General features: G+C 33.3%; 10 protein-coding genes. 4 read left to right on the top strand and 6 right to left on the bottom strand.

Going from position 1 to position 12,626, the window contains the following annotated elements; genetic code table 11:
- The first annotated feature begins 5 nt into the window (after positions 1 to 5).
- Positions 6 to 1,283 (top strand): efflux RND transporter periplasmic adaptor subunit, encoded by a 1,278-nt coding sequence (locus Q1A01_RS14685; RefSeq protein WP_299682389.1) that lies wholly within the window; start codon positions 6 to 8, stop codon positions 1,281 to 1,283.
- Positions 1,284 to 1,285: 2 nt separating this feature from the next.
- Positions 1,286 to 1,963 (top strand): tRNA (adenosine(37)-N6)-threonylcarbamoyltransferase complex dimerization subunit type 1 TsaB, encoded by a 678-nt coding sequence (gene tsaB, locus Q1A01_RS14680; RefSeq protein WP_299682513.1) that lies wholly within the window; start codon positions 1,286 to 1,288, stop codon positions 1,961 to 1,963.
- An 81-nt stretch (positions 1,964 to 2,044) separates the two neighbouring features.
- On the opposite strand, the gene Q1A01_RS14675 is transcribed toward tsaB, so the two are convergent.
- The 4 genes from Q1A01_RS14675 to Q1A01_RS14660 form a co-directional block, all read right to left on the bottom strand.
- Positions 2,045 to 2,881, bottom strand: coding sequence for a mechanosensitive ion channel domain-containing protein (locus tag Q1A01_RS14675; protein ID WP_299682386.1), 837 nt, complete (start codon positions 2,879 to 2,881; stop codon positions 2,045 to 2,047).
- Between the two features lie 151 nt (positions 2,882 to 3,032).
- Positions 3,033 to 5,072, bottom strand: coding sequence for a thioredoxin domain-containing protein (locus tag Q1A01_RS14670; RefSeq protein ID WP_299682383.1), 2,040 nt, complete (start codon positions 5,070 to 5,072; stop codon positions 3,033 to 3,035).
- A 148-nt stretch (positions 5,073 to 5,220) separates the two neighbouring features.
- Positions 5,221 to 5,421: a dodecin family protein gene (locus Q1A01_RS14665; protein ID WP_299682380.1), complete on the bottom strand. Its 201-nt coding sequence runs from the start codon at positions 5,419 to 5,421 to the stop codon at positions 5,221 to 5,223.
- A 104-nt stretch (positions 5,422 to 5,525) separates the two neighbouring features.
- A complete protein-coding gene (locus tag Q1A01_RS14660; protein WP_299682377.1) occupies positions 5,526 to 6,428 on the bottom strand; it encodes a NifU family protein in 903 nt (300 codons plus the stop codon).
- A gap of 491 nt (positions 6,429 to 6,919) precedes the next feature.
- On the opposite strand from Q1A01_RS14660, the gene Q1A01_RS14655 reads away from it, so the two are divergent.
- Positions 6,920 to 7,921 carry a type IX secretion system membrane protein PorP/SprF gene (locus Q1A01_RS14655; RefSeq protein WP_299682374.1) on the top strand — a complete coding sequence of 334 codons (1,002 nt, stop codon included), beginning with the start codon at positions 6,920 to 6,922 and terminating at the stop codon, positions 7,919 to 7,921.
- 78 nt (positions 7,922 to 7,999) lie between these two features.
- Here the strand turns inward: Q1A01_RS14655 and Q1A01_RS14650 are convergent, their stop codons facing one another.
- Positions 8,000 to 8,866, bottom strand: coding sequence for a flagellar motor protein MotB (locus tag Q1A01_RS14650; protein ID WP_299682371.1), 867 nt, complete (start codon positions 8,864 to 8,866; stop codon positions 8,000 to 8,002).
- 169 nt (positions 8,867 to 9,035) lie between these two features.
- On the bottom strand, positions 9,036 to 10,202 hold the full coding sequence (locus Q1A01_RS14645; RefSeq protein WP_299682368.1) for a VWA domain-containing protein: 1,167 nt from the start codon (positions 10,200 to 10,202) through the stop codon (positions 9,036 to 9,038).
- A gap of 211 nt (positions 10,203 to 10,413) precedes the next feature.
- On the opposite strand from Q1A01_RS14645, the gene Q1A01_RS14640 reads away from it, so the two are divergent.
- The gene (locus Q1A01_RS14640) at positions 10,414 to 12,624 is read left to right on the top strand and encodes a histidine kinase (protein WP_299682365.1); all 2,211 of its coding nucleotides are present in this window, start codon (positions 10,414 to 10,416) and stop codon (positions 12,622 to 12,624) included.
- Positions 12,625 to 12,626 lie beyond the last annotated feature (2 nt).

Below are 12,626 nucleotides of genomic sequence, written 5' to 3'. Positions count from 1 at the left end.
CCAAAATGAGTAGAAAAACATTATTTATACTTCTAGCTTTAGTTGCAATAGTTGTTCTAGGGTTTTTTGCCCTTACTATTATTGTAAAAGGCGGAAAGAAAGGTAAACTAGTAGAAATAGAACTAGTAGAACGGGCTACTATTGTAGAGACGGTAGCTGCAACTGGAAAAATACAACCAGAAGTAGAGGTGAGTATATCTTCAGAAGTATCTGGTGAGATTATTGAATTGCCTATTAAAGAAGGTCAAGATGTAAAGAAAGGAGATTTATTAGTACGTATTAATCCAGATTTAGTTCAAAGTGCACTTAATCAAGTGCAGGCGTCTTTACAAAATTCACGTTCAGGTCTTGCGCAAGCAGAAGCAAACTTAAAAGTGGCTAAGTTAAACTTTGATCGTAACAAGCCTTTATTTGAGAAAGGAGTTATTTCAAAAGCAGATTTTGACAGAGCATTGTCTGATTATGAAGTAGCACAAGCATCAAAACAAAGTGCATATTATAATGTGCAGAGTGTTGCGGCGCAAGTAAAACAAGCAAAAGATAATTTAGGTCGTACATCTATATTTGCACCGAGAGATGGTACAATTTCAAAACTTAGTGTAGAATTAGGAGAACGTGTAGTTGGAACTGCACAAATGACAGGAACTGAAATTGTAAGAGTTGCTAACCTTACAAATATGGAGGTAGAGGTAGATGTAAATGAAAATGATATTGTAAAAATTGAAGTAGGAGATTCTGCCGTAGTTGAGGTAGATGCATACTTAAAGAAAGAATTTAAAGGTATTGTTACAGAAATAGCAAATTCTGCAGAGACAACACTTACTGCAGATCAAGTGACAAACTTTAAAGTAAAAGTGCGTATTCTTGAGGAGTCTTATAAAGATCTTTTAGTGGGTAAGTCAGAGACATATTCTCCGTTTAGGCCAGGAATGACTGCTACTGTAGATGTTATTACACAAAAGAGAGAAAAAAGTGTAGCAGCACCTATTAGTGCGATTGTAGTAAAATCAGATACGAGTTCTACAAAGAAAGGTAAGCCTAAAAAGGATATTAAAGGCGATGATAAAAAGTTTGAGTGTGTCTTTGTTAAAAATGGAGATAAAGCAACACTTAAAGTTGTTACAACAGGAATTCAAGATGATTCTAAGATTGAAATCTTATCTGGATTAAGTGAAGGAGATGAGATAATCACAGGACCTTATAATCTTGTGACTAAAAAACTTCAAACAGGAGATTTGGTAAGAGTAGAAGAAGAGGATTCTAAAAATGAAACTGACGAATAATGATGTCTAACATATTATGCATAGAGACAGCCACCACAAATTGTTCGGTGGCTTTGTCTATTTATGGAGAGCAAGTAGTATTAAAGGAAGATAATGATGTCAAATACTCGCATGCAGAACGCTTACATCTATACATAGAAAATGTGCTGGATGAAGCTAAGATTGATAAAAAAGAATTAACAGCTATCGCAGTAAGTAAAGGACCAGGAAGCTACACTGGGTTGCGTATAGGCGTATCGGCAGCAAAAGGGTTGTGTTATGCTTTAGGGATTCCTCTTATCTCTGTTCCGACCTTAAGTGCCTTGTCTCATAAAGTGAATTGTGAGGAGGGTAGTTATATTGTGCCCATGCTAGATGCTCGTAGAATGGAAGTGTATAGTGCTATTTTTGATGCTAATCATCATCAGGTAAGAGCTACTGAAGCGCAGATTCTAGAAGAGGATTCTTTTTCAGCATACCTTGAGAAAGGAAATGTATATTTTGTTGGGAATGGTGTGTCAAAATTTGAAGACATTTGTAAACATCCGAATGCAATTTTTATTAAAGATACATTGCCTTCTGCTGCAGAAATGTGTGCGCTGGCTTCAGCTAAAAATGAAATAGATGCTTATGAAGATATCGCCTATTTTGAGCCTTATTATCTTAAAGATTTTATTGCAGGCATACCTAAGAAAAAGTGACGATAGGTTACAGTACAAAAAAAGCGCTCATGTTTTATAAAACATGAGCGCTTTTTTATGTTAAATTAATACTGGTAAATATTATGCTTGTTTTTGAATTTCAACACCGTGAGGGTAAGGAATTTCAATACCAGCTTTATCTAATTCTATCTTACAGTTTTCAATAGTTTGGAAGTATACATCCCAGTAATTTGCGGGAGTAGCCCATGGGCGTACCTCGTAATTTACAGAACTATCTGCTAGTTCTCCCATATTAACTGTTGGTGCAGGGTCTTTTAGCACTTTCTCTTGAGAAGTCATGGCTCTCATAAGTGCTTCTTTTGTTTCCTTAATATCTGCGTCATAAGATACTCCTATAGTAAGATCTACACGTAATTGTCCTAATTCCGTATAGTTTTTTATGTTTCCATTAGAAAGTGCTCCATTAGGGATAATTGCTAATTTATTCCCTGGAGTAGCGAGTTTTGTAGTGAAAATTTGAATTTCAGAAACAACACCCACTTCTCCTTGTGCTTCGATTAAATCTCCTACTTTAAAAGGTCTGAATAACATGATAAGAACACCTCCTGCAAAGTTGGATAAAGAGCCTTGTAATGCAAGACCTACTGCAAGACCTGCTGCAGCAAGAATAGCGGCAAAAGAAGCTGTGTCTATACCTAACTGACCTAGGATAGCTATAATAAGTAAAACTAATAATATGGATCTGACAAGATTAGAGAGGAATTTTTCTAAGGTCTCATCCATATTTTTGTTCTTCTTGAGCATCTTCTTAAAGAGCTTCATGATGATATTAATGATCCATTTTCCAATAATCCATATGATTATGGCCATTATAATTTTGGTACCATACTCAATACCATATTCTATGGCAAGTTCAGTCCATTCTTTAGCTTTATCAGCAGTTTGTTCTATTTGCATTGTGTTGAATGTTTATTTGTGAACTTAAAAATAAGAAAAATATGGGGCTCTTTAATTGATGTTTGATTTTTAAATCGTTAGAGAATTGAAATTATAAGTATATCGATGTAAATGTGTTGTATGTCTATAATATCAATGATTCTTTTGGTTTTTATAATTTTATGAGCTCTAGTGCTTCGGAAATAGTTCTTACAGGTAATTTGCAAGCATTATTTACGCAAACATATATAAGGGTCTCATTTTCAAGATAACGACCCTCGAAAATCTCTTGAGCGCTTTCTTTTGTGCTAGTAGCAATTAGTTTATTAGGGATGTAGTGTGTGTTTAGTTCTTTAAGAACTTCTGTAGCGTTAATTCCTACAATAACAATTTCATAATAAGGTTTGGTGTAATTTAGATATAAGTCAAGCCAGTTGCTAAATGCTGTGGGGGAGTTGTCTATCTCTGGTTGCATATTATTAAGCATTGTAGCAGCTGTTTGTGTATAAGTTTTGTCTAAATAATAATGTGAAAGTGTAAATATATTTTTTGCCATCATAGAGTTTGATGCGGGAATGACTTTATCTATATAGGCTATATTTCGACTTATTAAATCAGTATCTTCATCAGAGGTAAAAAAGAACATATTATTTTCTTTATTTTGAAAATGTGTAAAGGTGTAATCTGTAAGTTGTTTTGCTTTTTCTAACCAAAACGTATCTGCAGTTACTTCAAATAGTGCAATAAATGCATCTATTGTGCTGGCGTAATCTTCGAGATATCCATTTATTGCACCTTTTCCGTTTTTATAATTTCTATAAAGACCACCATCTTTACGTATCATATGATCAACCATGAAAGAAGCATTTTTAAGAGCGATGTTTAGAAATTTCTGGTCATTAAAGACACGATATGCATCAATGTAGCCTTTTGTCATAAGACCATTCCAACTTGTTAGTATTTTGTCATCTAAGCGGGGTTTTTCTTTATTGCTTTCGCGAAAGCGTAATAATACCTCTTTCCATTGCGCTCTTTTTTGTTTGAGATCTACAAGTGAAATACCATGTTCTTTTGCAAAATCTGCATCTGCATCTGTGCGAATTAAAACATAAGTGTCATTTTCCCATTGCCCGAAATCATTGATATTATAATAAGATGCAAAAAGATCATATTCTTCTTTTAGAAGTGTTTTTAAAGTTGCTGCTGTCCAAACATAATAAGCCCCTTCTTCGAGTTCTCCTTCTGGTGTAAGACTGTCTGCATCTAAAGCACTGTAAAAGCCACCTTCTTCTGTGGTCATTTCACGAGCTATAAAGTTGAGTGTTTGATATACGGTTTCTTTATAAAGTTCTTTTTGAGTAAGAAGATATGCATCACTGTATAGGCTTACGAGTTGTGCATTGTCGTAGAGCATTTTTTCAAAATGAGGAACATGCCATTTTTTATCAGTACTGTACCTCGCAAACCCTCCTCCTATATGATCTTGTATGCCACCATATGCAATTTTATCTAAGGTAGTGTATACATAATTAAGGATGGTGCTGTCTTTTGTTTGATGACCATAACGTAGTAAGAATTGGTAGTTATTTGGCATCATGAATTTAGGTGCCCTGTCAATACCACCTTCTTGTAAATCCCAATATGTTGACCAAGTGCTTAATGAAGATATAACGAGTTCTTCTTCAAATTTCGGTTTGTTAGGGTTGGGTGTAACAATATCCCTTGTTTTTATTCCTGATGCAAGTTTGTCTGCAAATTCGACTAAAGTATTAGGGTTGTCTTTAAATGCAGTAGCAACCTGCTCTAGGGAATTCATCCAATCTTCTTTTGGAAAATAGGTACCTCCCCAAATGGGTCTTCCATCTGGTAAAGCAATAGCATTAAGAGGCCATCCGCCAGCTCTGCCTGTCATAAGCTCGACAGCGCTCATATATACATTATCTACATCTGGACGTTCTTCACGATCTACTTTAATATTAATAAAATGCTCATTCATAAAACGGGCAACCAGTGTGTCTTCAAAACTTTCATGTTCCATCACATGGCACCAGTGACAAGAAGAGTACCCAATACTTACTAAGATAGGTTTGTTTTCCTTTTTTGCAAGTGCTAATGTTTCTTTATTCCAAGGTTTCCAATCTACAGGGTTATGCGCATGTTGAAGTAAATACGGACTAGTTTCATTTATGAGATCATTAGTGTATGTATGCATAGTAGATTCATCCTGGTTTTTACAACTCCAGAGTAATGCTAGGGTCAGTAACAATAAAAATTGTCTATATATATTCATAGGAGTAAAAATACGAACAAAAAAAATCCTATCAAGAGGATAGGATTTATAATATGATATGTTTTACAACTTACTTTATTTCAAATGTAAGTCTAAGATTTACTCGGTATTCAGTTACCTTATCTCCATCTACTACAGCACTTTGTTCAGCAACATAAACAGATTTTATATTTTTTACTGTTTTTGATGCTTGAGATACTGCGTTTTGTGTTGCATCTTCCCAGCTTTCTTTAGAGCTAGATAGCACTTCTATAACTTTCATTACTGCCATAATTATTCTTTTTTGGTTTAAAAATTTATTGAAAACCCTAAGTTACAAATAATCAGTAAAATATACATTTGTCTATTTTGTCATAGAAAATTGTGCATTTTGTCTTATCCATTGATCGCTTCAACGGCATTTATGCGACCAGGTAGCATTTGTTTTAGCATGTTTTCAATGCCGTTTTTAAGTGTGAATGTAGAAGATGGACATCCACTACAAGCTCCTTGTAAAATTACAGATACATTTTTAGTTTTCTCATCATAGTTTTTAAATACAATGTTTCCTCCATCACTTGCAACAGCAGGTTTTACATATTCTTCTATGATGTTTACAATCTCTTTTGAGGTATCGTCTAGATTTTCAAAAGATGCTTCAGCCATACTCTCAACTTGTTGAGGTGTTTTTAGTTGTTCAGCAGTAACAATTTCTTTTCCATCTTGAATAAAATCTCGAATAAATTCGCGAGTTTCAGTAACTACTTCGTCCCAATTTGCCATTTCATATTTCTGGACACTTACATAATTTTCGTCCATAAAAACTTCTTTTACAAATGGGAAGTGGAATAAAGCTTTCGCAAGTGGTGAATGTGTAGTGTCATCTATTGTTTTAAACTCAAAAGGAGCTGTAACTAGTTTTTTATTTGCTACAAACTTTAATGTAGATGGATTTGGAGTACTTTCGGCATAGACAGTAACTGGTACTTTTTTTGCGGCAATATCTTCAATGATAATGACACCATTGTCATTAAGAAAATCTTCAATTTGTTTTGATACTTCATTTTGAATATCAATCCACTCTACGATATTGTATTTTTCAATGGCAACAAAGTTTTGAGCTATATATACCGTTTTAACAAAAGGAAGATAAAATAACTGTTGCGCTAATGGTGAATTTGCAGCATCATCTATATTTGTAAATTCATAGCTATTATGATTTACTAAGAATTGATCTGCTTGAAATTTTTTTATTGCTGGATTTGAAGTTCCCTCAATAGTAATATTATATGTAGACATTACAATAATTTTTATGCAAAGGTAGGTATTATACCTATTTATTACACTATAGAATATCTCCTTATAATACCGTAAATAAAGACTTAGGTGTGTCTATTAATGTTAAAAAAGTGCCTAACGATTCAATAAATAGATAAAAATGTCGTTATGCAATGCACAGGCGCCTAATATAAGTTGTAATTTCCTATATTTACGCCCCCTTGAAAACTACATGTTGATGAAAAGAATCCTACGTTTCTTACCATTGCGGATAGATTTATGTTACACATATTTATATGATGTAAGTATTTCTGTATATAATAGTATGATACGCGATTTTGTATTTGGAGTTTTCAATTACATAATGCCTGTTAAATCTGAACGCTTTAATACAAAAATTTATATATTTGAACGTTACAGAGCTTTGTGTGCTTCACATGTTGATATAAATACTTTTCAATTTATACAAAATGAGATGTTGCGTAAGCCTGTTTTAGAAAAAAAATAGTCCCATGAATCTAAAAAAATACTATATCATATTGGCATTGTTTTGCTCGCAATTTGTTGTTGCTCAGGAAGGTTTGCCAGTATTCTTAGATTATCTTCAAGATAACCTTTACTTGCTTCACCCTTCTATGGCTGGTGCTTCAAAAACAGCAAAGCTTAGAGGAACAGCACGTGGTCAATGGGCTGGTGTTGAAGATTCCCCTGCATTACAAACCATAAGTTTGAATGGTAGAATAGGAGAAAAAGTAGGTGTGGGAGGAATATTATTTAACGATAGGAATGGTTTTTTCTCTCAACAAGGTGTATATGCTACTTTTTCTTATCATCTATTGCTTTCGCGAAATTACGTAGACCTTAATCAACTTTCATTTGGAATAAGTCTTGGAGTGTTACAAGGGAAACTAGATGAAACTAATTTTGACTTAACTGATTTTGATCCTGTTATCGCAGGTATTGAGCAATCAGACTCTTATATAAATGTAGATTTTGGGATGTCTTATAACTTCCTAGACTTCTTTGCTCACTTTACAGTTAAAAATATATTACCTGCAAATAGAGATCTTTTTACAGAAGCATTTGAGCCAAACAATCAACGTAGATATATTGTTTCTATGGGATATGTTATTTCTCCTAATTTTTCTGACTGGAGTTTTGAGCCCTCTGCACTATTTCAAGCAACAGAGCGTACAGGAGAAGCAAATATTGATTTAAATGCAAAAGCATACTATAAATTAGATTGGGGTAGATTATGGGGAGGACTTTCGTACAGAAGAAGTCTTGATGGAGCAGAGTTTACACCTAATGGAGAAACAGTAGATATTCAAAAAACTCAATTTGTGAGTCCTTTTATAGGAGGATCTTATGATAGATTCTTATTTGGATATACGTACTCTAACCAAACAAATTCAGTGGTGTTAACAAATGGAGGATTTCACCAAGTTACTCTTGGATATAACTTAGGAGAAAATAAAGATCCTTACGATTGTAACTGTCCAGCTGTAAACTAATTGAAAATTAAAAACATTAAAAAGCCCGTTTGTTATACTAACAAACGGGCTTTTTAATGTTATCTGTTTTTGATGCAATTATTCATTCGAAGCTATTAGTGCTAAGAACTTATCGAGGTTTGGTAGAATAATGATTCGTGTTCTTCGGTTTATAGATCTATTCTCTTTACTATCATTTGCAACTATAGGCATATAGCTACTTCTTCCTGCCGCAATTAATTTAGAAGGATCTACTTGATGGGTGTTTTGTAATTCTCTAACGATAGCTGTAGCACGTTCTACACTAAGTTCCCAGTTATCTCTAACATAAGCACCTGGTTTTACCGTTTGGTTGTCTGTATGACCTTCTACCATTACTTCAATAGCTGGTTCAGAGTTCACAACATCTGCAATTCTTTTTAACAATGTATCTGCTTCTTTATTTACTTTATAACTGCCAGATCTAAATAGTAATTTATCAGAAATAGAAATCATTACTACCGTCTCATCGATATCTATAGAGATATCATCATTTTGAGCATTATCTATAATATCGCGGTCAAGATTGCGCTTTAAGTTATAAGAAAGTGCTAGGTTCATAGAATCTTCTAGCGTTTTTGCTTTTGACAGCTCGGTCTGATCTACATTTGCTAGTGTTGCTGTCATCTGTTTTTTAACATCATTTGATATAACAGCGCCATTACTTGTTTTGTCTAGTTTTTGATCATTAGCGACAGTAAGCTCTGTATTAATATCTTTTAAAGAATTAATTTTTGTGTTATACTCTTCTACACGAGCTTGTATAGCACCATATTTACTTTCTAGTTCTTCTTTCTCTACTTTGGTTTTGGTGAGTGTAACTTTTGTATTGTCATACTCTGATTGTAAAGCAACATACTTCTTTTTAGATACACAAGAAGTAAGAGATAGTGTGGCTATCGCAATAATTACAAACGTTTTTTTCATTTTAATTTGGGTTTTAATAGTTGTACTACTCTATACAAGTAGTGTTTTGTTTATATATGTTATACGTTCTAAATAGTAGCTTTGGTTTTTGTGAATTTGATTTATATAAAAAAAGTGTACGCAACATTGCATACACTTTTCATTTTTAAAGGAATAAACAGTCTATTAATTATTCCCAAGTATAATTTTTCTTTTTCGCTTGTGTTTTAATAGCTTCTACCATTGCATTACGTAACTGATTATCGTCTTTTTTTGTTTGTGTAGCTACATAAGAGATACGTTTCTTATTTAGTTGTGCAATTTCTTTCTGTATTTGTTCTCTTTCCTTTCTTTTTATTGCTATGTAAGCTTTTATTTCTGAAGCAGATTTTCCTTTTAATTCATTAGGAAGATCTTTATCATCTAATTCTTCATAACTAAAATCGGCTTCTTCTTCTGCATCTACTAGATCCCAGCTACTATTTTTATAAAAATGTGAACTTTTACTTACAGCTCTTTTTACAGCATTTGCTTGTCCATATTCATTTGCATTAGAATCTTGTTGTATTTGTAATGCCATTTTATCTTCGGCTAATCTGCCATAACCAATGTAAGTGTTATTTAAGGCATTGTTTTTTTCTAAAATAGCTTGATCATATGGAGATGGGATATGTACAGTACGTTTGTCATGATTTATTGCGATATAAGTGCCTTTTGCAGATTCTGCGCCATCTTTCCAGTGTGTTTGTGCACCTGTGTTGTAATTTCCGCAAAATATAGTGTTGATAGTTACGTCTTTCTCACAAGCATTTAAGGATGCATCTTGGTAACGCACAGGTCCTTGGTCAAAAGGTTCGTTGCCTGCTATAAAAATAAGATTAAGATCACTTTCATTAGTTCCCCAATTTAATTGATCTAGTGACACTTGAATGACTTTACCACAATATTCATTTCCTCCATTAGTAGTAAGTCCAAATAGGTTTTTTGAAATTTCATCAAGATCATTGCTAAATGCATTTACTTGTCTTATGTATCCTTCTTGGGCATTGAGCCTGTCATTACCATATTCATATAATGCGATCTTTAATGATGGCTTATTTTTATGTCCGCATTTTGCATAAGAAAGCTCATTTACTAATTCCCATAATTGCGATTTTGCTTGATCTATAAGTCCATCCATACTATTAGAGGTATCAAGTAAAAGCGCTACTTTAATAATGTTAGTGTCTGGTTCTAAATAGTGGGTGTTTTTTAATGATTCTACTGTTTTTGTTTCTTCTATATCAGTAGTAGGATTTATGTTGAAATAAGACCCTATGACTATTAGAGAGGTTATAAAAAATGTTACTGTCTTCATAATCGTTTGTATATTTTGATGAATATGATGTAAATCTAAAGACATTAACAGTGCTTAAAAATTCAAAATGAGGGAACAGCTTATTTGAATGAGTAAACACTGCTATTATCTTAGTATGATGACTGTTTTACGGGTAGAATAGTGCTATATTTTGGTATATCAGCTGTTAGTCATTTTTTGGTGTAGCAATTTTCCAGTATGTTTGGAACTTATGAAGAAGATTTTTAAAATATATTCTACTCTTGTCATGTTAATGACATTGCTTACATGTGTACATTCTTTTTCTCAAAACAGTAAGTCTTTTTCTAATGATAAAGGGCCTGAAGTTACTGTAAGAGGTAGTGTTATAGATATGGAAACATCAAAGCCTATTCCAAGGGTAAATATTGAAATTACGGGAGGAGATTATACAACAACTGCTGTTGATGGTGAGTTTAGAATTAGAGCAAGAATAGGAGATGAACTTGTCATAAGAAGTACAGATTTCGAAACACAATACCTTATTATAAAAGACAATCAACGTATACGAGTAGAGGTGCAACCATTACCTACTGACGACGATGAAGTATTGTTAGAAAGTGAAGCTGTAGAAGATTTACAACAAAATTTTACAGAGTATGTTCAAGAAGCGAAAACGATTTATAAAGAAGATTTCTCTAAAGGAGTAGGTTATATTGCATCTGCACTAGAAATTAAAACGATAAGTGAATTCGAAAGAGCATTGGCCTATGATGTGTTAGCTGATATAAATACGCATTGGAAACAACATGATTTAGCTATTGCAAATTATAAGTCAAGTTTAAAAAGTAAATATAGTATCGATGTAGATATAAAACTGGCAAAAGCCTATTTTAACAATAAAAACTATCAAGAAAGCATTGGCCTTTACCAAGAATTACTACAAAAATCATTGTCTTTTGATCAAAACTTAGAAGCACTAGAAGGGCTTGGCGATGCGTATAAAATGACTAAAGATTTTGAAAAATCGATTACTCAATATCAAAAAGCAGAACGCATTGCAACAGACGCTTCTATCGTATCTATAGCAACACGGTTAAATACAAAAATAGCAGAGTCTTATGATAGAGTTGGTAATAGTCAAGAAGCAGTAAATTCGTATAATAAAGCGCTAGATTTGTCTAATCAAGAAAGTTCAGAAAGTGCCGCAAGATCTAAAGTCAATGTAGCCGATTATTATAATAGAACACAACAGTTTGATGAAGAAATTAAACTTCGAAAGGAAGCTATCAAAGAATTAGATAATGTGATGGCAGATTCGATCACTAATGATGATGTGCTAACTTCTCAAAAACAAAATTATAAAATTGCAAATGCATATGCCAATCAGCGTAAATTTGAAGAAGCAATTCCTTTTTTCGAAAAAAGTATTAATGAAGCAGTAGTTAAAAATGACCTTGTCGTCGAGAAAGATGCCGCTAGGCGTCTTTCGGAATTATATAGAGACAAAGAAGACTTTGATAAAGCCGCAGAAAGTTATGAACGCTATATATCACTTGTAGAAGAAGATTATCAAAAAAAGGAACAAGAAGTATATAAAGCAACACGACTAGCCAAAGAAATTGCTGAAAAACAAGCCAGAATTCGAAGTCTAGAGAAAGATAGAGAACTTAATGAAGGTAGATACAATCTCGCCTTTAAAGAGCAAGAGTTAAGAGATGCAAATAATAGAACACAGCAATTAATTATAGGCTCTTTAATCGTAGTGGCTATCTCACTACTTATTACAGCCTTTGCGATGTATCGTAGTTCCAAAAAACAAAAGTATGCAAACAATCTGTTAGCACTTAAAGGGCTTAGGTCGCAAATGAATCCTCACTTTATATTCAATGCATTGAATTCTGTAAATAGTTTTATTGCTATAAATGATGAGCGTACAGCAAATAAATACCTATCAGATTTTTCAATTTTAATGCGTTCGGTACTTGAAAATAGTGAAGAAGATTTTATTCCGCTCTCAAGAGAAATAGAACTGATTAAAAAATACACCATGCTGGAACATTTCAGGTTTAAAGATAAATTTGATTATACACTTACAGTAGATGAAAACCTGATAATAGATGAATTTCAAATACCTCCTATGCTATTACAACCCTATGTAGAGAATGCTGTATGGCATGGAATGCGCTATAAAGAAGAGAAAGGACTCTTGCATATTAATTTCAGTCAAAAAGATAAAGATACAGCTGTCATTACGGTGACAGATGATGGAGTAGGAAGGGAGCGTAGTAAGGCCATGAAAACCGATAATCAGAGAAAACAAAAGTCAAAAGGAATGGGCAATATCAAGAAGCGTATCGCAATACTTAATGAGATGTATAGCGATCGCGTAGATGTTGTTATAACAGATGTTTTTGACAATGGAGAAGGCACAAAAGTAACACTAACACTTAAAAAAGATTAACC

The organism is uncultured Dokdonia sp. (assembly GCF_947492815.1).
GTDB lineage: Bacteria > Bacteroidota > Bacteroidia > Flavobacteriales > Flavobacteriaceae > Dokdonia.
This window is presented reverse-complemented; position numbering and strand designations above follow the sequence as displayed.